At 68.1% G+C, this 24,312-nt stretch carries 26 protein-coding genes; 19 read left to right on the forward strand and 7 right to left on the reverse strand.

The window, feature by feature from the left end:
* Positions 1-600: 600 nt before the first annotated feature.
* The 5 genes from O7620_RS24770 (at position 601) to O7620_RS24790 (ending at position 4,977) form a co-directional block, all read left to right on the forward strand.
* Positions 601-1,437: a DUF2637 domain-containing protein gene (locus tag O7620_RS24770; protein WP_278125439.1), complete on the forward strand. Its 837-nt coding sequence runs from the start codon at positions 601-603 to the stop codon at positions 1,435-1,437.
* Between the two features lie 193 nt (positions 1,438-1,630).
* Positions 1,631-2,461, forward strand: coding sequence for an IS5 family transposase (locus tag O7620_RS24775; protein WP_278122041.1), 831 nt, complete (start codon positions 1,631-1,633; stop codon positions 2,459-2,461).
* On the forward strand, positions 2,458-2,865 hold the full coding sequence (locus O7620_RS24780; protein ID WP_278122040.1) for a hypothetical protein: 408 nt from the start codon (positions 2,458-2,460) through the stop codon (positions 2,863-2,865). The genes O7620_RS24775 and O7620_RS24780 overlap by 4 nt, the downstream gene beginning before the upstream one ends.
* Before the next feature lie 416 nt (positions 2,866-3,281).
* Positions 3,282-4,217 carry a replication-relaxation family protein gene (locus O7620_RS24785; protein ID WP_278125440.1) on the forward strand — a complete coding sequence of 312 codons (936 nt, stop codon included), beginning with the start codon at positions 3,282-3,284 and terminating at the stop codon, positions 4,215-4,217.
* Between the two features lie 616 nt (positions 4,218-4,833).
* Positions 4,834-4,977 (forward strand): hypothetical protein, encoded by a 144-nt coding sequence (locus tag O7620_RS24790; protein WP_228543157.1) that lies wholly within the window; start codon positions 4,834-4,836, stop codon positions 4,975-4,977.
* A 168-nt stretch (positions 4,978-5,145) separates the two neighbouring features.
* On the opposite strand, the gene O7620_RS24795 is transcribed toward O7620_RS24790, so the two are convergent.
* Together O7620_RS24795 and O7620_RS24800 are read right to left on the reverse strand one after the other, a co-directional pair.
* Positions 5,146-5,778, reverse strand: coding sequence for a 2'-5' RNA ligase family protein (locus tag O7620_RS24795; protein WP_278125442.1), 633 nt, complete (start codon positions 5,776-5,778; stop codon positions 5,146-5,148).
* Positions 5,779-5,791: 13 nt separating this feature from the next.
* Entirely contained in the window at positions 5,792-7,261 is a 1,470-nt protein-coding gene (locus O7620_RS24800) for a helix-turn-helix transcriptional regulator (RefSeq protein ID WP_278125443.1), read from the reverse strand.
* Between the two features lie 375 nt (positions 7,262-7,636).
* Here O7620_RS24800 and O7620_RS24805 point away from each other — a divergent pair, with 375 nt between their 5' ends.
* The 6 genes from O7620_RS24805 to O7620_RS24830 are packed head-to-tail and all read left to right on the forward strand — an operon-like array spanning position 7,637 to position 13,359.
* On the forward strand, positions 7,637-9,043 hold the full coding sequence (locus O7620_RS24805) for an APC family permease (RefSeq protein ID WP_278125445.1): 1,407 nt from the start codon (positions 7,637-7,639) through the stop codon (positions 9,041-9,043).
* Positions 9,040-10,053 carry an acetamidase/formamidase family protein gene (locus tag O7620_RS24810; protein ID WP_278125446.1) on the forward strand — a complete coding sequence of 338 codons (1,014 nt, stop codon included), beginning with the start codon at positions 9,040-9,042 and terminating at the stop codon, positions 10,051-10,053. The genes O7620_RS24805 and O7620_RS24810 overlap by 4 nt, the downstream gene beginning before the upstream one ends.
* A 9-nt stretch (positions 10,054-10,062) precedes the next feature.
* Entirely contained in the window at positions 10,063-10,761 is a 699-nt protein-coding gene (locus tag O7620_RS24815; RefSeq protein ID WP_278125448.1) for a GPP34 family phosphoprotein, read from the forward strand.
* A gap of 24 nt (positions 10,762-10,785) precedes the next feature.
* Positions 10,786-11,463: a GNAT family N-acetyltransferase gene (locus O7620_RS24820; protein ID WP_278125450.1), complete on the forward strand. Its 678-nt coding sequence runs from the start codon at positions 10,786-10,788 to the stop codon at positions 11,461-11,463.
* 49 nt (positions 11,464-11,512) lie between these two features.
* Positions 11,513-12,082, forward strand: a complete 570-nt coding sequence (locus tag O7620_RS24825) for a DUF4254 domain-containing protein (protein ID WP_278125452.1) — start codon at positions 11,513-11,515, stop codon at positions 12,080-12,082.
* Positions 12,079-13,359, forward strand: coding sequence for a hypothetical protein (locus O7620_RS24830; protein WP_278125453.1), 1,281 nt, complete (start codon positions 12,079-12,081; stop codon positions 13,357-13,359). The genes O7620_RS24825 and O7620_RS24830 overlap by 4 nt, the downstream gene beginning before the upstream one ends.
* Here the strand turns inward: O7620_RS24830 and O7620_RS24835 are convergent.
* Together O7620_RS24835 and O7620_RS24840 are read right to left on the reverse strand one after the other, a co-directional pair.
* Positions 13,334-13,741, reverse strand: coding sequence for a hypothetical protein (locus O7620_RS24835; protein WP_278122040.1), 408 nt, complete (start codon positions 13,739-13,741; stop codon positions 13,334-13,336). The genes O7620_RS24830 and O7620_RS24835 overlap by 26 nt on opposite strands.
* On the reverse strand, positions 13,738-14,568 hold the full coding sequence (locus tag O7620_RS24840) for an IS5 family transposase (RefSeq protein WP_278122041.1): 831 nt from the start codon (positions 14,566-14,568) through the stop codon (positions 13,738-13,740). The genes O7620_RS24835 and O7620_RS24840 overlap by 4 nt, the downstream gene beginning before the upstream one ends.
* A 331-nt stretch (positions 14,569-14,899) precedes the next feature.
* On the opposite strand from O7620_RS24840, the gene O7620_RS24845 reads away from it, so the two are divergent.
* The 6 genes from O7620_RS24845 to O7620_RS24870 are packed head-to-tail and all read left to right on the forward strand — an operon-like array spanning position 14,900 to position 19,469.
* The gene (locus O7620_RS24845) at positions 14,900-15,388 is read left to right on the forward strand and encodes a hypothetical protein (RefSeq protein WP_278125454.1); all 489 of its coding nucleotides are present in this window, start codon (positions 14,900-14,902) and stop codon (positions 15,386-15,388) included.
* On the forward strand, positions 15,385-15,939 hold the full coding sequence (locus tag O7620_RS24850) for a phosphoribosyltransferase (RefSeq protein ID WP_278125456.1): 555 nt from the start codon (positions 15,385-15,387) through the stop codon (positions 15,937-15,939). The genes O7620_RS24845 and O7620_RS24850 overlap by 4 nt, the downstream gene beginning before the upstream one ends.
* Positions 15,936-17,012 carry a glycosyltransferase family 9 protein gene (locus O7620_RS24855; protein WP_278125457.1) on the forward strand — a complete coding sequence of 359 codons (1,077 nt, stop codon included), beginning with the start codon at positions 15,936-15,938 and terminating at the stop codon, positions 17,010-17,012. Before O7620_RS24850 ends, O7620_RS24855 begins: the two co-directional genes overlap by 4 nt.
* Positions 17,009-18,142, forward strand: a complete 1,134-nt coding sequence (locus O7620_RS24860; RefSeq protein WP_278125459.1) for a hypothetical protein — start codon at positions 17,009-17,011, stop codon at positions 18,140-18,142. Before O7620_RS24855 ends, O7620_RS24860 begins: the two co-directional genes overlap by 4 nt.
* A complete protein-coding gene (locus tag O7620_RS24865) occupies positions 18,139-18,885 on the forward strand; it encodes an SDR family oxidoreductase (protein ID WP_278125460.1) in 747 nt (248 codons plus the stop codon). Before O7620_RS24860 ends, O7620_RS24865 begins: the two co-directional genes overlap by 4 nt.
* Positions 18,882-19,469 (forward strand): histidine phosphatase family protein, encoded by a 588-nt coding sequence (locus O7620_RS24870; RefSeq protein WP_278125462.1) that lies wholly within the window; start codon positions 18,882-18,884, stop codon positions 19,467-19,469. The genes O7620_RS24865 and O7620_RS24870 overlap by 4 nt, the downstream gene beginning before the upstream one ends.
* Here the strand turns inward: O7620_RS24870 and O7620_RS24875 are convergent.
* The gene (locus tag O7620_RS24875) at positions 19,452-19,898 is read right to left on the reverse strand and encodes an NUDIX domain-containing protein (RefSeq protein WP_278127136.1); all 447 of its coding nucleotides are present in this window, start codon (positions 19,896-19,898) and stop codon (positions 19,452-19,454) included. The genes O7620_RS24870 and O7620_RS24875 overlap by 18 nt on opposite strands.
* Positions 19,899-20,347: 449 nt before the next feature.
* Here O7620_RS24875 and O7620_RS24880 point away from each other — a divergent pair, with 449 nt between their 5' ends.
* Positions 20,348-22,132 carry a hypothetical protein gene (locus tag O7620_RS24880; protein ID WP_278125463.1) on the forward strand — a complete coding sequence of 595 codons (1,785 nt, stop codon included), beginning with the start codon at positions 20,348-20,350 and terminating at the stop codon, positions 22,130-22,132.
* 113 nt (positions 22,133-22,245) lie between these two features.
* Positions 22,246-23,139: an IS982 family transposase gene (locus O7620_RS24885; RefSeq protein ID WP_278125464.1), complete on the forward strand. Its 894-nt coding sequence runs from the start codon at positions 22,246-22,248 to the stop codon at positions 23,137-23,139.
* 162 nt (positions 23,140-23,301) lie between these two features.
* On the opposite strand, the gene O7620_RS24890 is transcribed toward O7620_RS24885, so the two are convergent.
* Positions 23,302-23,685 (reverse strand): hypothetical protein, encoded by a 384-nt coding sequence (locus tag O7620_RS24890; RefSeq protein WP_278125465.1) that lies wholly within the window; start codon positions 23,683-23,685, stop codon positions 23,302-23,304.
* Positions 23,686-24,300: a hypothetical protein gene (locus O7620_RS24895; RefSeq protein ID WP_278125466.1), complete on the reverse strand. Its 615-nt coding sequence runs from the start codon at positions 24,298-24,300 to the stop codon at positions 23,686-23,688.
* Between the last annotated feature and the right edge of the window lie 12 nt (positions 24,301-24,312).

The raw sequence follows: 24,312 nt of genomic DNA on the forward strand, positions 1-24,312 counted from the left end.
GGTCGACCACAGACGCAGCGGGCAGGCACCCCCCCGAGCGGGGGGGGCCTGCCGTTGCTGGTGCCGACCCTGTCGGGGTACGTCGAGTGATCGGAGGACCCCATGAAGGATCGTCTGTCGGCGAGTTGAGCCGCCGCACCACCTGAGCGCCTGCGCGCTGTCAGTGGTGGGTCCTGATTATCTGTGGCTCGGCTTGGCCGTCCGCCCTGTGTCCACGCTGTTGACCGCAGCCTGCTGTGCGGGCCGCGGCGACGCCTGCTTGCCCTGCTGCCTGCCCCTCCGTGGGGTCTGGCGTGTTCCTTGACTCGACCATAGTGACTTCGCCGTCCCCCGCGCCACGTGAGGGGCCCGCCCGGCCGGGCGTCACCCGGCAGGGTCGCGCCTGCCCGTACCCGGCGGGCAGGCGCGACCCACGGGGCCATCCCGCCCTCGTGCCGCACCTGGAACCCACAACAACAATCTTGGAGAAGATCGTGACTTCACTCGACAACATCGTCTCTACGGGCACGGCCGTCACGGCCGCCCTCCCGGTGGTCCACATCTGGGCGACGACGCCTCAGCAGGTGTCATCCGGGCCAGCCGACCGCAGGTGGTGGGCCCTTGGCGACACATGACCAGCGACGCCGCGACCCGCCCGCTGCGGCGGGGCCGGGGCGGCAGCGGCTGGAGGACCGCGCCCAGGTGGCGATCATGCTGCTGATCGGCGGGGCGGCTGGCGCGGCGTCGTTCACCCACGTGCATGACGTCGCCGCCGCGCACGGCCAGCCGGGCTGGCTGGCCTGGGCCGACGCGATCGTCCTGGAGCTGACCTCGATCGCCTCCGGTCTGGAGCTGCGCCGCAACCGACGCTTGGGCAAGAGCATCGTCTTCCCCGCCACCATGCTGACCGCGGCGGTGCTGCTGTCGCTTGCCGCGCAGGTCGTCGAGGCCGAGGCGTCGGTGATCGGCTGGATCGCCGCCGCCCTACCCGCCCTGGGTTTCCTGGCGATGGTGAAGATCGCCCTCGGCCGCGCCGACCCCACCCCACCCACCTCAACCGCCCGGCCCGCGCCGACGGGGCGCGAACGGCCGCGGACCGTCGACACGTCAGTCCCGGACAACCATCTGTCGGTCCCCGTCACCGCCGCCGCGGTCCCGGACTCCGCAACCGTGGTCCCCGCCGTCGCGGACCAACCATCGGCGGTCCCGGACCGCCCGGACCATCAGCCATCGCCCAACGAGGGCGGTCCGGAGGTCACCACGCTGCTCCCGGCCGCTCGGACCGCCGTCCGCACCCTCACCGTCGAGGGGACACCACTGTCCCGCAAGGCCCTCGCCCACAAGCTACGCGCGGACGGGCACCAGTTGTCCAACGCCACCGCCTCAGCCCTCGTGCGCGTCCTGCGCGCCGAGACCACCTCTTCGGCACCGGATCCGTCAGCGAGGGAGGCCGCGTGACAGAACCCGGACCTACGGCTTCTGTCAGGCCGAGCCGACGCTGTCAGAGGGCGGTCTGAGGATGTTCGACTTGATCTATGGCTTGCGTCCAGTTGGCGATCTTTCAGCGGGTTTCGTCGTATGGCGATCGCTCGATGTTGTGAAAGGTGAATCCTGGTCGTGACCGTCGAGCGGTCGCGGCGTTAGGCCCGTCATGGGTGATCGAAAGCCGTATCCCAGTGACGTCAGTGACGAGCAGTGGGCGTTGATCGGGCCGTTCCTGCGGGCGTGGAAGGCCAGGCGTGTCTCGGTCTCGGGTCATCAGGGCGACTACGACCTGCGGGAGATCGTGAACGCGATCCTCTACCAGAACCGGACCGGCTGTCAGTGGGCGTACCTGCCGCACGACCTGCCCCCGAAGTCGGCGACCTACTACTACTTCGCCCTGTGGCGTGACGACGGCACCGACCAGACGATCCACGACCTCCTGCGCTGCCAGGCACGGGAGAAGGCCGGCCGGGCCGAGGACCCGACCGCGGTCGTACTGGACACCCAGTCGATCCGGGCCGCGAACCACGTCCCGGCCGCCACGACCGGCAAAGACGCCGCGAAGAAGGTACCCGGCCGCAAGCGGGGCCTGGCCGTGGACACGTTGGGCCTGATCATCGCGGTCGTGGTGACCGCCGCGTCGGCCACCGACAACGCCATCGGCATCCATCTGCTCGACAAGGTCGTCGAACACACACCGACGGTCACCCGCGCCTGGGTCGACGCCGGGTTCAAACAGGACTTCGCGCTGCACGGCGCCGTCCTGGGTGTCGATGTCGAGGTCGTCAAACGCGCCGACACCAGGCCCGGCTTCGTGCCGATCCGCAAACGGTGGATCGTGGAGCAGACCCACGGCACGCTCATGCTCCACCGCCGTCTCGTGCGCGAGTACGAGAGCCGACCGGAATCGGCCGTGTCCCGAACGTTGTGGGCATCCACGGCGAACATCATGCGTCGGCTGACCGGGACCAGCACACCCACCTGGCGGCACCGGTGAACCTGCCCGCGATCCTCGACCTGATCGCCGAACGCGAAACCACCGCGCGCCAGGCCGCCGACCAGCTCCGCGAGAAGATCACCACCCTCACCGCAGAACTCGCCCGCATCGACAGCGACCTGGCCGACCTGGCAACCACCCGCACCACCCTGCGCACCCTCGCCGCCACCGAGTTCACAGCCGAGGACCCGACGATAGCCAGCGCCCCCTACCAGCAGATCCTGCACGTCCTCACCACCGCGCCCACCGGCATGCGGGCAAAGGGCATCTGCCTCGCACTCGGCGTCGAACCCTCACCGAAACACGTCGAAGCCACCCGCGCGAAGCTGAAACGCATGGTCAACCACCAGGTCCTGACCGAAGACGAACCCGGAATGTTCACTCTCGCCCCGAAACGGACCTAATCTTTCGAACCACCCTCTCAGACCAGCGTGCGCGCCTGTCAGCACGCCCGCGAGCTGACAGAAGCCGACCGGACCTTCCCCACCCGCTCTCACCCGCTGCGGCGGCAGGCGCACCACCGTCACACCCACTCGTACTTCTGACCTTGGAGCAACAACGATGATCACCCCGCACCGCGAACCTCACCAGCGTCACCGGCCCGACTCACACCCACCCTCACCACACCGTCACGCCGAACCCGTTGTGCCCGGCGCTTCAGCGGTCAGTGTCGATCTCCGTTCTACCGTCCGTCTTGATCCTGACCCCCAACCTGACCCCGCACGGCCGCTCACAGCCCAGGTCAACCCCGCTGTCAAGAGTCTGGGACCGCTCCAGACAGACCCTCCAGTCTCGGGTCTCTCCCCCAGGGCTTGTTCCCATGGGTAAACACCTACCGGCCGCAGACCCGCTGCTGCGTCTGCAGGCCAGCATCACCGCCCGCGACGACCGGCTCCTGGGCTGGCTCTACGACCACGGCGTGCTCACCACCGACCAGATCGCCGCCGCCCTGTTCCCATCCCTGGACTTCACCCAACGCCGCCTGCGCCGCCTCACCGCCCTGCGAGCAGTCGACCGCTTCCGACCCAACAAAGCCGACGGAGGCTCCCACCCCTACCACTACGTCCTGGACCAACTCGGCTACGACCACGTCCACGCCCAACGCGGCCTCGGCCGGCCCCGCAGGGACCAGGCCCGCCGCCGCAAACACTCCCTCACCCGCCGACCGGACCTGCCGCACCTGCTCGGCGGCAACCAGGTCTTCATCGACCTCGCCGCCCACGCCCGCACCCACCGCCACACCGAGTTGGTCCGCTGGCAGCCCGCGTCGACCTACCACGAACCCGGCACCCTCTACCGCGAAGGCGCCAACCCGAACGTCATCCTCGCCGGAGCGACCGGCCTCCCCCGTCCCGACGGCGCCGGAATATGGACCGAGGACGGAAGGTCCGTGCCGTTCTTCCTCGAGTACGACACCAGCGGTGAGAACCTGCAGGTCCTGACCGACAAAATCATCAAATACGAGCGGCTGTACACGATGAGCACCTGGGGATGGCCGGTGCTGTTCCACCTCCCCTCCGCCCGCCGCGAGGCGAACCTGCACCACCGGATCGCCGGCACCAGATGGAAGACGGTCATCGCCACCACCACCGCTGAACTACGCACCGCCCTCGCCGCCAGCCCTGCCCACCAGATCTGGCAACTACTCAGCCGTACCGGCCGTCACCGCCTCATCGACCTGCCCTACAAAGACACCCACCACGACGAGGATTACCCCAGCCACGATCAGCCCGGCCGGGATGAGCGGACCGCCTGATGCGGTCACACGGGACGTGCAGCGCGTACGGAGGCCCTGAACGCCCCGCACACCGCCGGACTACCCGCACCCGCCCCAAGCCCGCCGGGCGGTAGCCATTTGTTTCGCGTGAGGGCACGCACCGAGGGCGACGAGAGCGGACCGCCCGCCGTCAGGCGGGAGCAGCTGTCGTCTGTCAGCAGCGCAGTTCGGCGACAGACCGCGCCCGTCCGAGTACTCACACCGACGGCACGCCGCTGTGAGTCGCTGTGAGTGGCGAACGCCTTCACTTCCGTGGCCACCGGAGGTACCGTCCGCCGCCCTCCACCGCGCTGCTCGCCGCATCAGAAGTCGCCCGACCGGTGACCGCGTCGATCCGCCGCCCGACTCCGGCTGGCCGTATCCGCCGATCGATCTTCAGAAACCCCTACCTGCCGAGAGGAGATGCCATGGCCCTACACCTCACCCCCACGCCACGAGCCGTCCTGGGAGGGACATGGCCGCACGCCGTGACCAGCAATCACGCGCGCACACACCGCACTCGTCGCCGCCGACCCCGCCCACGCGGACAACCGGCGGCGAGGCCCCGACCGCACACCCCGAGGCGGACGCTCCACTCCTGCCAGGGACGTTGTCGATGGCCCGCTACCTGACCGACCCCGCAACCGAGACCGAAATCCAAGCCTTGGCCGCCGAAGCCGGCCTCCCGACCGTCGACCAGGCCGCCACCCTCGCCCGCCTGCTTCGCCTACACCAACCCGCACCGCCACGCGCCGCCTGACCTGCGCCCGCCCGCCTGGGGCGGGCGCAGCCTCCTCCACCCGAATGCCCGCCGAGTGAGCAGCCATCTCTGTGGCGATCTCCACCCGCTGCCCGCGACGGGCGCGGAGCGAGGAAGCATGGGCATGACGATCACCACCATGGGGTGACGCGGCGGACGTAACAGGGTTCAGGAACCGAGTTCTACCGTGGCGTACGGTTCCCACACGTACATGCCCTCGTCCCGGTTGAGGACGATGAGCTGGCACGAGGTGATCAGAGCGTCCGCGCTGATCTTCGGGGCGGCGGAGAGTGCCTCGATGAGCGGCGCCGCGGGACCGTCGGTGTTGGTGTAGGCCAGGCTGAGATGAGGGTTGTAGGGCTCGGCGGCCTCGGGTACGCGGTCCTTCCCCCAGACGTCGGCGATGGCGGCACGGATGGCGGCGCGTAGTTGCCGCACGGGCTCGATCGGGTCGACAGCGATCTGGATGGACTCGGGATCGACGTGGGGGGCGCCGATGGTGAGCTTGAAGGGTGACAGGCGCGAGCAGCGGTCACTGGCGGCGGCCGTCATGGCGTCGACGTCGTCGGTGGCGACATCTTGGACGAAGCCGATGCCCTGCATGGTGAGGTGAAGCCATCGGTTCGGAATGACGTCGAGGCTGGGCTGCGAGGACAGTAGGGACCGGTACTGGTCAGCGAGCTTCTCGACCTCGGGCTGCCCGTCGAAGGTGATGTGCCAGGTGTAGAAGCGGGAGCCGATGCCCCAACCCGGTCGCCAGTACCAGTGGTTACGGATATCGGTGGCGTGCGGGACTGCCATGGGTTCTCCAGGTTCAGGGAAGTTGCCGGGCGGCGCCGGTGGCGCAGAACTCGGTGATTGCTGCTTGGACACTGCGGGCCTCGATGCTCGTGCGCAGCGACGGGTTGCCGGCGATGTTGCGCCCGACGCCGCGCAGGCGGTGCACCAGCGGGTCGAGCCGCTGTTCGGGTGGCAGAGCGAGCACCGGTGACAGGACCGAGACCGCACCGTCGAGGCTGCCGGCTTTGAGATGCGCCGCAGCGGCCCAGATGCGGATCTGGGCGAGCGTGCCGTAGGCAACCGAGGGGTCCGCGGCGGCTTCCGTAAGGGCGTGCTCGGCATGCTCGATGGCGTTGGCGGCCTCGCCGATGCGGAGCAGCACTGAACCAGCGTAGTTGTGTTGGCGCACCGCGCCGCAGGCGAGAAGGCCACCCACGGGGTCGCGGCTGGCATGTTGGCGGGCCTCTTCGGCGCGTTGCAGTGCTGCCCGGGCCGGCTCGACAGCGCCGATCTCCGCCCACGCGTCCGCTTCCTGGCACGCAAGCATGACCGCCGCGCTGCCTTCGGCGGCATGGCCGTAGCCGCGCACGGCGGCGTTGGCCGCGTCTTCGAACCGCCGCTCCCACAGGTGGGTCTTGCTGATCGTGGAGAGGACCCAGGCGCGGAGGGTGTTGTCGCGGACGGTCTCGGCGCACATCCAGGCGGTGCGCGCTTGGGACTCGGCTGCGGCCGGGTGTCCGAGATCGCCGGCCATCCAGGCGAGCAGCGTGCAGAGGTAGCCCGCCCAGGTGTAGAGCTCCCGAGACTGATCAGGGTTCTGACGCCCCGTCTGCAGAAGGCGGAATACGCGGTCGGCCAAGAGCCCGGCCCGCGCGTAGACGACGACGGGCGGCTCAGTCAGGTAGTCGACGGCGATCCTGCGGGTGGAAGCAGCGACATCGTCGAGGGTGAAGGGCCCGACGTTGGAGGCTTGCGCCCATGTGCCGAAGCTCGCCGTGCGTTCTGCCACCGCTATCACCAGTTCCGCCTCGTCCTGCAGAGCGCCGAGGTCCCACCGCAGAGGCTCAGCCATCGCGCCAGGCGGTGCTGAGGATGCGACCGATGGTGCAGGCATCGGGGCGGCGTTCCTGCCGCTCAGCGCCGCTCGGTCTGCTTCCGGCATAGCGGTCAGGTCGTCGAGGTCGACCAGACTGCTCGGTTCGGTGCCGAAGACCTGCGCCAGTGCGTTCAAGGCGGCCAAGGTGGGCCGACGACCGCCGAAGGGCCACCGCTCGTAGTCGCTGATCCGCGCCCCGGTGAACGTCGCCGAACCGTTTCCTTTGGCGTTCAATCTTTCGGCTACCGCGTCCTGGGTCCAACCATGGGCTTGGCGGAAGGCATCTCGGGGGCGTAGCCCGAAGCGGCGCTGCAGCTCGGCGGCGATGGCGGCCGGGGTCACTCCGAAACCGGCCAGTGTCTGGCGTACGTGATCACGCTGCGCCTTGGTGCCCGTCGTCCTTGCCATCGCGGTCACCTCCTACCTGCGGCCTCCTGTCGCACGGTATCGCCCCTCTCATCGGAATCGGTACGGGGCGCGACGAGGCCACCGGCCCGGGGGTGGGGAGCTAGCCGCTAATTGATCAAAGTTTGTGCAGGTCGCGGGCATGCGCGGGTGGGGGAAAATCTCACCACCACTGGGGATCCATTCACGTAGATGTGCTTGGCAAGCTTGCTGAGCCGGATCACCGATGGTCCGGATGTAGCCACCGCCCGTGATGAATGGAGTGGCTGCCATAGCAACGCCAACCGCGGATGCCCGTCGCCGTCGGGTCGTTGACGACCACCCGGCAGGCGTCTCACCGCGCCCTGCTCGCGCTTCTCATCCTCGTGAGGATTACCGATGACAACCTCGAACGACTTGGCCCGCTACGGCTATCGGCAGGAACTCAGCCGCCAGCTGCGGTTTCGGGACCTGTTGGCGTACGGCTTGGTGTACATGGTGCCGATCGCGCCGATGGCGATCTTCGGAAGCGTCTATGCGGGCTCTGGCGGCATGGTGGCCCTCGCCTATGCCATCGGTGTGGTGGCGCTGGTGTTCACCGCGTTCTCGTACGCGCAGATGGTGAAGGCCTTCCCGATGTCAGGCAGCGTCTACAACTACGCCGGTCGGGGCATCAGCCCGCCGGTCGGGTTCCTCGCCGGCTGGGTGATCCTCCTCGACTACGTGCTCGTGCCCGGCCTGCTGTACCTGGTGGCGTCGGTGGCGATGCACTCCACGGTGCCGGCGGCGCCGGTGTGGCTGTGGCTGCTCGGGTTCGTCGCGGTCAACACCGTCGTCAACTCGGTCGGCATCCGCATGACGGCGGTGGTCACCCGGGTGATGCTCGTCGGTGAGCTGATCGTCTTGGCTTTGTTCCTGGTCGTCGCCGGTTGGGCCCTCGCGACGGGTAGGGGCCGGTTCAGCTGGGACGCGTTCTACAACGCCGACACCTTCACCTGGTCCCTCGTGGCGGGGGCGGTGTCAATCGCGGTGCTGTCGTTCCTGGGCTTCGACGGCATCTCCATGTTGGCGGAGGAGACCCGTGACGGCGCCCGGCAGATCGGCCGGGCGATGGCTGCCGTGCTTGTTCTGGCGGGGGTGCTGTTCATCGCGCAGACGTGGCTGGCGGCGATGCTCGTGCCCAACCCCGGCGGGTTGCTGGCCGAGGGCGACGTGAACGGCACCGCCTTCTACGACGCCGCCGCCGTAGCCGGCGGGAGTTGGCTGGCGACGGTGTGCGCGGTGGCGACCGCGATCGCATGGGGTTTGCCGAACTCGATGGTCGCGCAGGTCGCCACGTCCCGGCTGCTGTACGCGATGGCCCGTGATCGGCAGCTCCCCGCCTTCCTTGCCAAGGTGTCGGTGCGGCGCAGCGTGCCGATCAACGCGACCCTGCTCACCGGCGTCGTGTCCCTCGCCCTGGGCTTGTACATGGCGACGCGGGCGGATGGCATCACGCTGTTGTCGTCGCTGATCAACTTCGGCGCGATGGTGGCGTTCCTGGTCCTGCACGTCTCCGTGGTTGTGCACCACGTGATCCGCCGTCACAGCGGCAACTGGCTCGCGCACCTGCTCATGCCCGGAATCGGGTTCGTGATCCTCGCCTACGTGGTGGTGAACGCCAACATCGCCGCCCAGCGCCTCGGCCTGACCTGGCTAGGCCTCGGCGTGCTGGTTCTGGCCGGCCTGTACCTGACCGGCCGCCGGCCGGTGCTGTCCGGCCTGGCCCCCACCCAGGCCGCCGGGCGTGACATGGAGCGGATGTGATCGCGATGAGCCACTTCACCTACCGGCCCGCCCGCGACGAGTTGGCCTACACCTTCGGCGGACGCCTGCCGGTGGCGCACGTCCGCTCCGGCGACATCATCACCGTGCACACCGAGGACTGCTTCGGCGGCCTCGTGCGAGGACCGGCGGACCTGCCGTCGCAGGTCTGCCAGATGCCGTACCTGAACCCCGTGTCGGGGCCGTTCTTCGTCGAGGACGCCGAGCCCGGCGACACCCTCGCCGTGCATCTCCTGTCGATCGAACCGGCCCGGGACTGGGGCGTATCGGCTACCTTCCCGTACTTCGGGGCACTCACATCGACCTCGCACACAGCCACCCTGCAGCCGCCGCTGGAGGAGCGGGTGTGGGTGTACGACATCGACCGGCACGCGGGCATCGTCCGCTACCGGGCCACCGCCAGCGAGCACACCGTCGAGCTGCCGCTGGATCCCATGATCGGCACCATCGGCGTCGCCCCAGGCGGCATGGAGTCCCGGTCCACGATCGTTCCGGACTACTACGGCGGGAACCTCGACACCCCGGAACTGCGCGCCGGGACCACCCTGTATCTCGGGGTGAACGTGCACGGGGCGATGCTCGCCCTCGGCGACGGTCACGCCCGCCAGGGCCACGGCGAAGCCTGCGGTGTCGGCGTGGAGATCGCCACCGCCACCAACCTCGCCGTCGAGGTCGTCAAGGGTGCCGCCACCGCCTGGCCGCGCCTGGAAACTGACACGACCATCATGTCGGTCGGCTGCGCCCGCCCCCTGGAGGACGCCTACCGCATGGCCCACCGGGACCTCACCGCCTGGACCGTCGACTTGTGCGGCCTGCAGACCCTGGACGCCTATCAGCTCATCTCGCAGGCCGGGCGGGCACCCATCGGCAACGTCTGCGACCCCAACTACACCGTCCTGGCGGCCATCGACAAAGCCCTGCTCCCGCAGTCGCAGGCTGCCTACCGCGACGCGCACGCCCGGCTGCGGGACATTGCCGCAGTTCAGGAATAGGGGCATCTGATGACCGCGTCGATACCCCAGCTGTCGCTGCGCGACGAGCTGTCGCTGCGCGACGAGCTGTTCCTGCTCGGGCACCACGACGACACCGGCCAGCCGCACGTGCACCGCCAAGCCTTGGCCCTCGGCATGGCCGGCGGAGTGCTGATCGACCTGTTCCTCGCAGGACGGATCACCCTCGACTCCTACGGCGACCATCGGGCTGCGGACCGGTGGCTACGCCTGAACTCCGACCAGGTAGTCGGTGACCTGATCGCCGACACCGCCCTCGCCGTGATCCACCACTCCCGGACCACCCCAACCGTGAAGGCGTTCCTGCGTAGCTTCGCCGACGACCTGTACGAACGCACCCGCGCCGGACTCGTCGCCGCCGGCATCCTGCGCCACACCGCCCGCCGCCGCCTCGGCGGCCTAATCCGCGCCGACGCCTACCTCGCCACCGACACCAAGTGGGCCGTCGTCGCCCGCGCCCGGCTGCGCTACCTCGCCGCCGGTCGCGAACAACCGGACAACCACACCGCCGCGCTCGCCGGACTCGTCGCCGTCCTCGGCCTCGCCGATCACCTCTACCTCGACGACGACACCGCCACCCTCACCGCCCACCTGAAGACCATCGCCGCCCAACACCACCGCCCCATCCGGGAGATCACCGCCGCTGTCGACGCCGCGACCGGTGACCTCGCCACCGCCACCTACCGATAGATTGCCGAAAGGGACGACAACGCCGTGGACTCAAGCGTTCGTATCCGCGCCGCCCGCTGGACAGACAGACAGGCCGTCGCCGCGTTGATCGCCGACGCCCTGCACCCCAGCCCGCTCGGTGCCTGGCTGGTACCGGACGCGGCGCAGCGCCGCCAGGTGATGACCGACGTCGTCGCGGTGTGGGTGGAGCACGCGATGTTCTTCGGCGACGTGCACCTCACCGACGACCTCACCGCCGCCATGGTCGGCTTTCACCGCTACCGACCGATCCCGCCACCGGCCAACTACCCGACCCGCCTCGTGGAGGCCGCCGGAGCACACGCTGAGCGCTTCAACGCCCTTGAGTGCCTGATCGCACAGCAGCAGCCCACCGAACCGCACTACCACCTGGCGCTCCTCGCCGTATCCCCAACGCGGCAGAAGGCCGGCTGCGGCAGCGCCCTGCTCAGCCATCACCGCGCCCGCCTCGACCGCATCGGCCTGCCCTCCTGGACCGCCGTTACCGCAGAACCGGAGCACCTGCTCGCCCGCTATGGGTACACGCTCCGCCCGCCCCTCACCGTGCCGAACGGGCCGAGCCTGCGACCCATGCGCCGTAACCCGCACCGCGCCAGTAACCCAATGCCGATCAACTCCCCGCGTCCGGTCGGCAACCGCTGGCAAGACAACACCACCCACACCGGCACCTCCCTACGGCCCTGACAGGCCGTGCACCGGCCGCCGCCCTACCAAGGACCAAGGAGGCTCACCCATGCCCCTCCGTTCCGTCGGTGACCCACCACTCGCCCCCGACCCGCAGCATTGTCCACCGCTGCCCAGCTCAGACCTGATCACCAATACGTTCGGCGGCCATCCGCGGGTTCTGCCAGAGGTTTGGGCAGTGCCCCTTCACGCGGCGTCTCGGCTCGCCTCGCACCACCGCGAACAATGGGCGGCGGAGACAATCTCCCGCGACCCGGCCGCTGACGACCACGTGGTAGCTGCTGCCAAGAGATCGATCGATCGTCTCAACGCCACTCGCGTCGCTCTCATCGGGGAGATCGACTCTTGGGTTGAGCATGTGATTCGGCCTCCGGGTGGGGCACCGTTGCACACCGAGACGATCGGCTCCGTGATCGACCGCATGGCCATCGCATGGGTTCGGTGGAGGCGATTCTCGGAGACCGCCCAGCTGGACCCGAACGAAGTCGATCCTTCGCTGGCGCTCCAGCAGTTCACCGAACTCACCGAAGCCTTCGACACCCTTGTGCTCGACATCCATGGAGGTCGCCGCCGGATTCCTCACTGGCGCGCGCTCAAGAGCTATCGGGAGCCGCGATGAGGATCGCCGTCACCCTCAACGGCGCCGACAACGTCGGCAAGACCACGAACGCCCGTTGGCTGGCGTCGGCGATGCCGAACGTCGAGTTCACCGGGACAGTCGATCGGTGGGACCGGCGATGGGCCGAGGTGTCGCGACGAGACTTCAGTCAGTGGTGGTTCGTCGACAGCACCACCGACGAACACATCGACCTCGTGTTCAGCTCCCACGCCGCACGGTGTGCCGGTGGCGGCCCCTTGGCTTTGGAGGACCGCGGTTGGCCGATGCTTGTGGCGACCTGCGCGGCGACAGCGGCGGTCAAGGACGGCATCTCCACCGCCGAGGCGCTCGCCCAAGTTGAGGCCAAAGCACGTCGCTATGCCCCCGCGCCGCGCCGTGAGCTGCACCTGCTGCTGCGCCACAGCGACCAGCCGGTCGCCGAGGCGCACCACGCCGTGGCACGCGAGCCTGTGCCGACTACCGAACGCTACGTCGAGTACCAGCGGCGACTGGCCGAGGCGATCGACCTTCAAGTCGATGGCGGGGAGTACCAGGCCATCGTGGTGCGCGGGCACCGCCCACTCCTCGACGTGCAGCGTGAAATCCGTGAGGCCCTGACGCAGCTCGACGTGCCCGTCGTTCCGCTGCCACCAGACCGGATCAAGCACCTATGGGTGCTCGCTGGTATGTCCGAGAGCGGCAAGAGCACGGTCGGTGAGTTGCTGCGCACGGAGCACACAGCCACCCGGCTGAAGATCGGCTACCTCATGCAGCTTGCCGCCGATCGGCTCGGTGCGGCCGATCCGTATCGCGAATGGGACGAGCTGACCCAGGCGCAGATGCTCACAGAAGAGATCCTTCGGTTCGCCGCGCTGAACCCGGGCTCGCACCGGATCAGCCTGGAGAGCGCGCACCGCTTGGAGGCCACAGCACACCTCCGCAGGATCTGGGGCGAGCGCTGCGAGATTGTGTTCCTCCGCCTCCCGGACAGGCTTCGCGCGCAGCGCGCCACCGAGGCCATGGAGTCGCTCTCCGCCCGCGACGCGATCAAGCGAAGCCGGGGTGGAGACCGCATCGCGTCGATCGCCGACACGGTCATCGACAACGGCCACAGCCTCGCCGCGCTGAAGTGGGCCGTCACGGAAGTGGTTCACCGCAGGTCCGGGGCAAGGGTTCCACCGCACGCGGACACGGCCATCCCCGAGGCCCTGCAACCGGTACTCGCGGAGTGCGTCGCCAGACTGACCGATTCTGAGAGGGTGGTTCGAAAGATTAGGTCCGTTTCGGGGCGAGAGTGAACATTCCGGGTTCGTCTTCGGTCAGGACCTGGTGGTTGACCATGCGTTTCAGCTTCGCGCGGGTGGCTTCGACGTGTTTCGGTGAGGGTTCGACGCCGAGTGCGAGGCAGATGCCCTTTGCCCGCATGCCGGTGGGCGCGGTGGTGAGGACGTGCAGGATCTGCTGGTAGGGGGCGCTGGCTATCGTCGGGTCCTCGGCTGTGAACTCGGTGGCGGCGAGGGTGCGCAGGGTGGTGCGGGTGGTTGCCAGGTCGGCCAGGTCGCTGTCGATGCGGGCGAGTTCTGCGGTGAGGGTGGTGATCTTCTCGCGGAGCTGGTCGGCGGCCTGGCGCGCGGTGGTTTCGCGTTCGGCGATCAGGTCGAGGATCGCGGGCAGGTTCACCGGTGCCGCCAGGTGGGTGTGCTGGTCCCGGTCAGCCGACGCATGATGTTCGCCGTGGATGCCCACAACGTTCGGGACACGGCCGATTCCGGTCGGCTCTCGTACTCGCGCACGAGACGGCGGTGGAGCATGAGCGTGCCGTGGGTCTGCTCCACGATCCACCGTTTGCGGATCGGCACGAAGCCGGGCCTGGTGTCGGCGCGTTTGACGACCTCGACATCGACACCCAGGACGGCGCCGTGCAGCGCGAAGTCCTGTTTGAACCCGGCGTCGACCCAGGCGCGGGTGACCGTCGGTGTGTGTTCGACGACCTTGTCGAGCAGATGGATGCCGATGGCGTTGTCGGTGGCCGACGCGGCGGTCACCACGACCGCGATGATCAGGCCCAACGTGTCCACGGCCAGGCCCCGCTTGCGGCCGGGTACCTTCTTCGCGGCGTCTTTGCCGGTCGTGGCGGCCGGGACGTGGTTCGCGGCCCGGATCGACTGGGTGTCCAGTACGACCGCGGTCGGGTCCTCGGCCCGGCCGGCCTTCTCCCGTGCCTGGCAGCGCAGGAGGTCGTGGATCGTCTGGTCGGTGCCGTCGTCACGCCACAGGGCGAAGTAGTAGTAGGTCGCCGACTTCGGGGGCAGGTCGTGCGGCAGGTACGCCCACTGACAGCCGGTCCGGTTCTGGTAGAGGATCGCGTTCACGATCTCCCGCAGGTCGTAGTCGCCCTGATGACCCGAGACCGAGACACGCCTGGCCTTCCACGCCCGCAGGAACGGCCCGATCAACGCCCACTGCTCGTCACTGACGTCACTGGGATACGGCTTTCGATCACCCATGACGGGCCTAACGCCGCGACCGCTCGACGGTCACGACCAGGATTCACCTTTCACAACATCGAGCGATCGCCATACGACGAAACCCGCTGAAAGATCGCCAACTGGACGCAAGCCATAGATCAAGTCGAACATCCTCAGACCGCCCTCTGAGACCGCGCTCGTCGCCGCCACGGGGAGCCTCGCCCATCAGGGCTGGCAGTCCGGGTGGAGCGACATCGACCTCCTTGTCGTACGCGACACGCTGCCGCTGCACTGGCTTCAGACCAGGCGTGTCCCCCAGAGCGGACCGGCGGGGGAGAAGATCGCACTGTCGTCGTTCACCACCCGGGAGATGCTCGCCGGGTTGGTCCCACCCCGAGTACTGCACGCGGTGCGGCAGATAGCCCGCGATGGCTGCGGACTGCTCTACCGCCGAAGCGACCTCGTACTGAACGCCTTCGACGCACCAGCCGACGACCGCGCCTCACGCAGCGAGCTGCCGCTCGTGGCGATGGTGTTGCGGCGACTCGCCGCGAACCCTGAGCCCGATGTCCGCGCTGTCTACAAGCACGTCGTGCTGATCATGAAGATCATCCTGCGCGCCGACGGGGTGGACCTCGACGCCAGCGAGGAGGTTCGCCTCGCCTTCACCACCAGTCATCCGGACGCCGACGTCGACCTCCCGGCGGTGGCCGAGGTCAGCGGCGGCCGGTGGCGGCAGGACGAGATTCTCTCCCATCGGGTTCGCAGAGCCGCCACCAAAATCCTCGCCTACCACGACGCGCTCGGCTGCTTGGTCGCGTCCAACACGCCCCAGACGGAAGGATCAGATCCTCGATGACCACCGCCTTTGACGAGGTTCTTCACGCCGATCGGGTGACCCGGCTCGGGGTGGGAGACACCACTCGTCCGATCCGCGTCGTCCACGGCCTCGATGGCATCCGCACCGACGCGGCCGCGGAACAGGTGCTTGCGACGGGGAGCAGCTTGTGGAAGCGATGGTGCGAGCACCCGGCGTACCGGCCGCATGACCTTCTCCTGGGCCTGGACGCCGGCGGCATCATTCCGACGATCGCGGTGGCCTGGGCCAGTGGTAGCCAGTATCGGCTTGCCTGGAAAGTCAACCTCGACCTACCCGGGAAGCTCGTGTTCCACGAGCCGCATGCCCGGCGTCTTGAGGTCTTCGCCTACGGCGACTTCGAAGGACTGCGCGTCCTCATCGTGGACGACGAGATCACCACCGGACTGACTCTGGCCAATCTCGTCGAGGCGCTTCGCGCGGCCGGCGCCGACATCACCGGCGCGCTCTGCCTCGTCGAAGACACCGCTGGCGAGGGCCGACAGCTACTCGAACGCAATGGGGTCCCGCTGTGCGTACTGACCACGCTGTGACCCTCGTCGAGGAACCGGTGTGCCACCGCGGCGGACGGTACGTCGTCCGACGTGAACAGGCGCCGCTCGGCCGGCTCCTGCCGTATCGCCGGGCCAACGGAGAGATCCCACCCCGGCGGGCACGCCTCGACGCGGTTCGTGAGAATGGGTGGCGCGTCGACTTCCGCTCTAGCGGACTCGGCGACCTGCTGCTCGGCCTCGCCATGGCGCAGGCGCTTCACGATGCCACCCACGATCAGTTCGGAACCCTGGAGTACGCGGGCAGCCGGGCGGACCTGATCGCCCGGTGCACCCTTCCAGTCACGGTCACGGGCGGCGACGGGCACCAACTGGGCACGCTTCGCAGCGAAGACGCCTCAAAATTCGACGCGGTACCGGAGTCGCCTCCAACGCTGCTCGACCTCATCGACGCCGACCTTGTCGAGGTCCACGCCGCGCTGCCGATGCGCTACTACCTCGATATCGAGCAAGCCCTCGGCGTCAGGCTCCCCGCATCCGATGATCCGTCCCCCAGGTTCCGGTCGTCGGTCGCAGCGCCGAAGCCACTCCACGTGATCTTCGTGGCCACGACGAGTCGCCCCGACCGCAAGGACTACGGCATCGACAGCTTCGGCGCACTCGCCGAACATCTGTCGGCCCGCCACTCGGGCGCCTGGCGCTTCAGCCTGGTGACACCGCCGGGCCACCAGCCTCAGGCATCCGTAGGGCAGATTGAGGTGATTCACGGACCAACGGCGGTCGAGTGCATTGACCTGTTCGCCGCTGCCGAGCTGGTCATCGGCAACGACACTGGCCTGACCCATCTCGCCGCGCTCACCATCCGAGCGGACGGCACCCAGCCGCATGTGGTCGGCCTTTATGGACGGCACGGCTACGCCAAGTGGATCACCGGATCAGCAGGCCACCACGCGGTGGCGACCCCGTTCTCGCACCTGATGTCGGTCGCCGACGCGTGTCCCGTGCGGGACCGCTACGACGACACTCTCTGGTCCACCGCGAGCGACCTTCGCGCCATCCCCGCCAAGGTCATAGCCGACTTCGCGGGGCAGTGCGCGGGCTGGTGGACTCGATGATCCGCGTCGGCCGCTACCGCCGCTTCACCATGAACCGCACCTTCCACCTCGACATCGGCGCACACCACCTCTTCGCCAAGGTGAATCCGAACCCCGTGGAGGCTGCGGCCGAAGTCGCTGGGCACCACCGAATCCGCCACCACTACCGGCTACCGAGGCTGCATTCCCAGCACCGCGTCGGGCACTGGACCCTCACCCTCTACGACCGCCACCGACCTGATCTTCCGGACACCGGCCTGCTCCTCGACGCTCTCACATCCACCGGCCCCGGCAGCGCGGCCAACCTCGACCGCGGGCTCGACGCGATCCTCGATCACTACCGCCGAACCATCGACGCGACCATCTGCCGAGTCCCCGCCTCACGCGCCAACAGCAAGCTCTACCGCGACCGGGCCCAGCCCGGCGGCAGGCTGGACCACTACTACGGCCACAACCCGATCGTGCTCAAACTTGCCGGCGCCGACGGTCTCCGGCCCTCCGAGCTGCGGGAGACCACCCTCATGGTCAACGGACAGCCCCGACGGCTCGACCTTCCTGCCCTCCTCGGTGAGCTACGCGACGCCTTCCACCCGGACGAGCAGGTCTGGGCCGCGATGACCCAGGGCGACCCCACCGACTTCAACATCGGCCTCGACGCCGAAAACCAGCCCGTCTGGTTCGACTACGACACCGCAGGCCTCAACGCCCTCCCCGGCGAGATCGCCTGCTTCCTGTGGTACCAGAGATTGCACGGCGCCTGGCTCGTCCCTCACTACAACACCGACGCCTACGCCGACCACCGGATGGCACTCGTCGAAGCTGTCGAGCCCACCGTACGGCTCAGGAGACTCTCCCACCGAGCCGTCGGCATCGACTACCAGCACCAACCATCGCCGGCCCGGCAGCATGCCATCACCCGATACCTCACGACGCTCGCCCGGCCGCTCGCACTCTCCGCCGCCACCGACCTACTCACCTGGATACGCCCATACCTCGCCATGCGGATCCTCGCCGTCTACCCACTACAGCTCCTGGAACCCCGCGACGCCGCTCTGTCGCTGGGCCTACTCGCCGACCTCTACGCACCCGACGCCGACCTTGAGCGGATTCTCGGACTCACCCCTCAGACGCCAGCGGAGCCGCCCTCATGAGCCGCCCCATCGCCGTCATCACGGGAGCAGGCACAGGCATCGGGGCGGCCATCGCCGCCCGGCTGTCAGCCGCCTTCGACCTCATCCTGACCCACCGATACGACGACACCAACCTCGCCGCAGTCGTCGACGCCGCCCGCCGCCACGGCGCACAGACCCATACCGTCACCGGCGACCTGACCGCCGCTGACACCCAGACCGCACTCCGCGCCACCATCGAGCAACACGCCACCCAACTCGCAGTCCTGATCAGTAACGCCGGCGCGTACCCCCGCATCCCGTGGAGCCGGACGGACCTCAACGTCCTTCGCTACCAGCTCGAACTCAACCTCGTCACGCACGCCGCCGCGATCCGCGCCGCCACACCAGCCTTCATCAGTAACAATTACGGCCGCATCGTCGCTGTCTCGTCAGTCATGACCCAGATCGGACGCGTCGACCTCGCCGGTTACATCGCCGCGAAAAGCGGCCTGGAAGGACTCGTTCGCGCGCTCGCCCGCGAACTCGGCCCCCACAACATCACCGTCAACACTGTGCGGCCCGGCTCGATCGAGGTCCCCGCAGAACATAGCGTCGTACCCGATCACGAGGCCATGGTCCGACGCCAGATCGACCGACAGTCCATTAAACGACGGGGCCAACCCGCAGACGTCGCCGCCGCCATCGCCTTCCTGGCCTCACCAGAAGCGGGCTTCATCACCGGCCAAGCGATCAACATCGACGGCGGCTGGCACCTGTCATGACGACCCTCTGGATCCGCCACGGAACCAGCCTCGACGGAATCACCCGCCCCCACGCCCATGCCCGCCCCGAGACGCCTCTCAGCGCGCGCGGCGCGGCACAAATCGCCTCCGCCACCCACGCACTTCGTGACCGCGGTGTCCGACCTGCAATTGTTTTGACCAGCCCGCATCCGCGCGCCGCCACAAGCGCGGAGATTCTGGCTGCGCTGCTCGGCGTGCCGCTCGCCGCTCCCAACCCGCTGTACGCCGAGTGGCGCGCCCCCGATTGCGTCCTCGGCAAAGGACCGGACGACTACCCAGCCGAGTACCAGACCTGGCGCACGAACCGGCTCCGCGACCCAGACTCAACCCTGGCCGGCGGCGAAAGCCTCACAGCGCTTTACGAACGGGCGGCGGCTGCCTCGGCGATCGTCGGCCACCCGGGTGAAGGAAACACAGCATTGATCGTCTCGCACCGAATGCTCATCGGCGCGGTCGCAGCGCTCACCGCCGGAGCGAGCCGCCCCCAAGACGTGTTCCAAGCCGCGCGCCGCTTCACGCTTCCACCGGCAGGGATCTGGCCCGCCTTAGCTGAACTCCGATAGCAAGGCATCGGCGTTCGCGAGGATGAACTCTTTCAGGGCTTCAGGCTTCAGGTCTACCTCAGAAAGGCGGTCGACAGCCACGCGGTCCAAGGCATAGCCACCACGGCCCGGATCTGTGAACTCCGCACCCGTACGGGCGCTCTTGTCTACTCGAGTGAGCCGGCAGGAGACGAAGTGCTGTACGGACACTCCCTCACCCGACGGTGAGCTGAACAAGAACACCTGGCTAAGCTGCTCTGCCTCCGCGCCCAACTCCTCTCGCAACTCACGCCGCAGGGCTGCATCAAGGGATGCGTCCGTCGGTTCGAGGCCGCCACCGGGCGCAGTCCAGTAAGGGACCTGGCCAGGCTTCGTCCTCTTGATCAACACGAGCTGATCGCGTTCGTCCCACAGGATCGCCCGTACCGACCGACGTACGACCTCACGCACGTAGACCTCCATCGACATCACGCCTGGCACAGACAGTAGAAGTTACACCCCGGTTGCCCCACTACCCTCAGCGTGGGGTATGGCGGCTGGGCCTGCTGCTTTAGCCTGCTGATCTATCGAGCCGCACCGCCAGCGTCGCCTGAGACGAGCTCGGAGGAGTGGACCACCGGGTCCAGGACGGGGTCGGTGGTTGCCGTGGTGGGAGCAGGCGCCGGAGGGCGGGTGGTAGTCGGCACCGGAGCCGGGGTAGTGGGCGCCGGCGGCGAGGGCGTGTTGGACGGCGTCGCCGTGTTACAGAGCGGGGGCTCGTTAACCAGCCGGACGTAGCCGTGAACCTCTGAAGCCGCGCGCGACCGCCTACGCTTGCGCGCCGCACACCGGCTGCCCGGATTCAGCCACGGCTGCTCCGCCAAGGTCGCTGTCGCCTTGCCGGGCGCGCTTCTGTTGTCGTGCTCGCGGTCGGTGATGCCGCTTATGATTTCGTGTTCGCTGTTCGAAGGGTGGAGGCACAGCACGTGGTGTCGGTTCCGTGGGAGAAGCTGTCCGAGCCGCAGTACGCCGACCTCGTGTCGCGACTACTGGTCCGGCTACATCCCCGTGCCGAGGTGATCGACGGCTCGGGCGGAGACGGCGGACGCGACGTCCAGGTACGGCACGCGGGACGGCTGAGCATCTACGAGCTGAAAAGCTTCACCGGACGGCTCGGCAGCCGCTCACCGAACCGCCGCAGCCAGGTCGAGAAGTCGTTGGCGCGGGCGGCGACGCTGAACCCGCTTGCCTGGTACCTCGTGGTGCCCATCAACCACAATCCGGCCGAGCTGCAGTGGTTCGCGGAACTCAAGAAGACGTACCGCTTCATCCGCCAGTGGCACGGATGCTCGTGGCTCAACACGCAGCTTGCCGCCCATCCTGACCTCGTCCGTGCAGTGCTCAGGGACGTCGACGGTGAGCTGCTTGAGGCGATTCGAGAGCACAGGGCTGAACGCGACATGCTCGCCGGCGGCGTCCCTGATCTTGTGGCCAGGGTCGAGGCGCTCGGGCGTCGCGCCGAGGAGATCTCTGCCGACTACCAGGTCCAGGCGATTCCCGCCGATGGGTGGACCGAGGTGACGATCTCGGCAAGGCCCGGCGCAAAGGCGCCGCCCATCACGGTCAGGGGCGAGTTCAATTTCCCCGCCACACCCGAGGGCGAGCAGACGCGCCAGCAGGTGGACGAGGCGTTGGCATACGGCGGCGATTTGGATCTCTCCGGGCAGTTCGTGGGGCCGCTGACGGTCAACGCGCCGGCTGAGCTAGGAATCTCGGGGACCCGACAGGTCACTCGGCTGTTCATGACGGCCGTGCCTGAACGCCTCACGCCGCCGCTGCTGGCGACGCTGACCGTGCTGAGTCCAGCCGGGATGCCTCAGCAGGGCCTCGAGATCGTCTTCACTCAGCGGCTGCACGGACAGCGTGGGTTCACCTTGCGGGGATCCGACGCCCTGAACGTCCTCACCGTGCAGCTGCGCGTCGACGAGCTGCGGCGCACCGGCACCATTACCGTGTCGGTGGCGCAGGCGCCGCTGTCGACACCGTCGGCTGCACTGCCCCTGCTGCGACTGCTGGCCGCCTTCGTCCCACCCAACCTCATCCGACTTCACGTGAACGGTGACAGCACTACTCTCGCCGAAACCCCCATCGACGAGCCGTTGAGCGACGCCGCGCCGCAGCAGGTGGTGCAACTGGTAGAGCAGCTGGCCACGATCCAGGAACACACCCGCTGCGTCTTCGCGGTGCCGTCGACCGTCACCGCTGAAGACGCCGCCGTGATCCGTCGCGCCGCACGCCTGATCGCCGGGGAGCAGGTGCCGATCGCAGACCGCGAAGCGAGCTTCACCTTCCAGCCCCATGACCCGACCCGCCTCACGCAGCAGTTCACCGGCGAGTTCCGGCTTATGCACGTCCTGCCCCGCACGATGATCCGCATCGCCGGACGGGAACTCGACCTCGGGCCCAGCATCACCTACATCCCGCGCTGTCACCTCGCGCAGGGCGTCGAGCTAGCTCAGCCCCGTGCCGACGGTGGTGTCACCGTGACGGTGGAGCTCCCGACCGGTGAGTCCGTCTACCGCTACCTGGGCAGCCACCCAGTACTGGAGACTGAACAGAACGGCTCCGCCAGAGACGCTCGCGGACGGGTACTCGTTGCCTCCATCGACGCCCTCGCCTCCGAACATCCCACGAGCGGCCGGTGAGCAGCAGTAGAGGGCGCGGGCACCTACCACCGGCCGAGCACCCAGGGCTAGACGAGTAAGTCCTAACGACCCCCGGGCTGTGGGCATAGGTGAAGGGTGTTGAAGATCCGTTTGTGACGACAGACCTCAACACCCTTCTGACCGCACTGTACGTGAAGATCGACGATTGGCTCGGACGGCCGCCCAGGACCGGTAGGCCACCGAAGCTGTCCGACGCCGAGTTGCTCACCCTGGCTGTCGCGCAGGTGCTGCTCGGGGTGCGTTCCGAGGCCCGTTGGCTGCGGTTCGTCCCCGGGCATCTGCCCGGGGCGTTCCCGTACCTGCCCGGGCAGTCCGGCTACAACAAGCGCCTACGGGCGGCGTTGCCGCTACTCAAGCGCGCCATCCGGGCGGTCGCTGCGGACACCGACCTGTGGTCCGACACGACCTGGGTGGTGGACTCCACGCCCGTGGAGTGCGGTCGGTCGAGGCCAACGGTGAAACGGTCGGACCTGGCCGGGTGGGCTGGTTACGGCTACTGCGCTTCGCACTCGCGGTTCTTCTGGGGCCTGCGTCTGCATCTGGTCTGCACTCCGTCTGGTCTGCCGGTCACCTGGGCGCTCGCGACGCCAAAGATCGACGAGCGGCAGGTGCTGACCGCGATCCTCGATCACGCCCCCGATCTCGTCGCTGACCGTCCGGGCCTGCTGATCGTGGCGGACAAGGGGTACGTCTCCGCCGAGTTGGACCGGTGGCTGGCCGAGCGTGGAGTGCGGTTGCTGAGACCGTCGTACCGCAACCGCGTCTCACGCCGGGACGAGCACCTGCTCAAGCCTGTCCGACAGCTCATCGAGTCGGTCAACGACACGTTGAAGGGCCAGCTCGACCTTGAGCTACACGGCGGTCGCAGTATCGAGGGAGTGGCTGCCCGAGTCGCGCAGCGACTCCTCGCCATGACCGCCGCGATCTGGTACAACCGCACCACCGGCCAACCCCTGACCAGGTCCCTGATCGCCTACGACCACTGACCCGACTTCGGACTCACTCGTCTAGTACCACCGGCCGGCAAGGCAGCCGCGACGATGACTCCAGCATCCGCGACGGTGCCGCTTGCTGTCGTGCGCCGTTTCTTCGCACCTAGCGGCGTAACGAGGACACGGGGTCCCTACTGCTGGTTTCGCCCCATCAGCTCAGCTAAGCCCCTCCACGTCGGCGATGATGTCATCGAGCGCAGTCAGCGCTCGTCGTTGCTCTTCGCGGATCTCCGTCAAGAGATGCCCCAGAAGCCGCTCCAGATCAAGATCCCTCTCCAGCTCGAACCCTAATGGTGCCGGCATGTACTCCTGAAGGATCTCGCCGCCCTGATCCGTGACCGTAATTCCCGGGCGCGAGGCAACCGTGATAGTGGACCGTGGCAGCGATACCTCGAAGACCTCACGGTCCACGAGGGCCCGAACCAGCGCATTGGAATGCGCGCGGTCCTTCCAGTTCAAGCGGCCCGCACGCGTCTGCCGCGCCAGTGCCGCGACTAACGCCTTCAGCCGCTCGATGGCTTCCGCGCTCGGCGCCGGCATCTACTTCACCCTTCCCGTTCGGTAGCTCTCCCTCGACGCGAGGCTTGTCAGCTCATCCGTCACCCGTCCAGCGATGAGCAGGAGATCGCCAACAGCAGTCGGTATCTCGGTGCAATCGGGTCTAATCACCTCACTGCGCGCCTTCACCGCAAGGCTCATGGACTCCTGGATCAGGCTCAGCAGCGCCGGGGTGGAAAGCTCAGCGGCCTCGAGCAGCCCACGGACGTGACTGGCTTTGGTCCGCCAGTCCGCGCAGCCCGCTCGGGCAAGCTCGGCGGAGTTCTGCGCGATGGCGTCGGTCAGAGCAAGCTCCACGTCTTGAAAGCCCGGAATCGCCGCGAGCAAGGCACTGCGACCGATCGCAGTTTCGGTGTGCGAAGCAGCATCTCGAGCGGCCTCGGCGGCGGTGCGGGCGTTCCTGGCCTGCCTACTCGCCTCCCTGGCTTGCCACCACGCCATACCAAGCCCGACCGTACCGAACAGGAAGCCAGGAACCGCCAGCGCATCAGCGACATGCCCCGCCTGCTCCCAGGTGATGCCCAACGACCCTCCCTGAACTTGCGGCCCGATGAACATCGCCTTCTCCGGTTGGACAACCGGGTCGGTGCCGGGCAATACTTTCACCTA

The organism is Micromonospora sp. WMMD710, from assembly GCF_029626045.1.
GTDB lineage: Bacteria > Actinomycetota > Actinomycetes > Mycobacteriales > Micromonosporaceae > Micromonospora.

Coding starts and splice junctions, on each gene's coding strand:
- O7620_RS24775 (WP_278122041.1), top strand. CDS start 1,631: ATGGGTGATCGAAAGCCGTATCCCAGTGACGTCAGTGACGAGCAGTGG.
- O7620_RS24785 (WP_278125440.1), top strand. CDS start 3,282: ATGGGTAAACACCTACCGGCCGCAGACCCGCTGCTGCGTCTGCAGGCC.
- O7620_RS24790 (WP_228543157.1), top strand. CDS start 4,834: ATGGCCCGCTACCTGACCGACCCCGCAACCGAGACCGAAATCCAAGCC.
- O7620_RS24795 (WP_278125442.1), bottom strand. CDS start 5,778: ATGGCAGTCCCGCACGCCACCGATATCCGTAACCACTGGTACTGGCGA.
- O7620_RS24800 (WP_278125443.1), bottom strand. CDS start 7,261: ATGGCAAGGACGACGGGCACCAAGGCGCAGCGTGATCACGTACGCCAG.
- O7620_RS24805 (WP_278125445.1), top strand. CDS start 7,637: ATGACAACCTCGAACGACTTGGCCCGCTACGGCTATCGGCAGGAACTC.
- O7620_RS24815 (WP_278125448.1), top strand. CDS start 10,063: ATGACCGCGTCGATACCCCAGCTGTCGCTGCGCGACGAGCTGTCGCTG.
- O7620_RS24825 (WP_278125452.1), top strand. CDS start 11,513: ATGCCCCTCCGTTCCGTCGGTGACCCACCACTCGCCCCCGACCCGCAG.
- O7620_RS24830 (WP_278125453.1), top strand. CDS start 12,079: ATGAGGATCGCCGTCACCCTCAACGGCGCCGACAACGTCGGCAAGACC.
- O7620_RS24840 (WP_278122041.1), bottom strand. CDS start 14,568: ATGGGTGATCGAAAGCCGTATCCCAGTGACGTCAGTGACGAGCAGTGG.
- O7620_RS24845 (WP_278125454.1), top strand. CDS start 14,900: ATGCTCGCCGGGTTGGTCCCACCCCGAGTACTGCACGCGGTGCGGCAG.
- O7620_RS24850 (WP_278125456.1), top strand. CDS start 15,385: ATGACCACCGCCTTTGACGAGGTTCTTCACGCCGATCGGGTGACCCGG.
- O7620_RS24860 (WP_278125459.1), top strand. CDS start 17,009: ATGATCCGCGTCGGCCGCTACCGCCGCTTCACCATGAACCGCACCTTC.
- O7620_RS24865 (WP_278125460.1), top strand. CDS start 18,139: ATGAGCCGCCCCATCGCCGTCATCACGGGAGCAGGCACAGGCATCGGG.
- O7620_RS24870 (WP_278125462.1), top strand. CDS start 18,882: ATGACGACCCTCTGGATCCGCCACGGAACCAGCCTCGACGGAATCACC.
- O7620_RS24890 (WP_278125465.1), bottom strand. CDS start 23,685: ATGCCGGCGCCGAGCGCGGAAGCCATCGAGCGGCTGAAGGCGTTAGTC.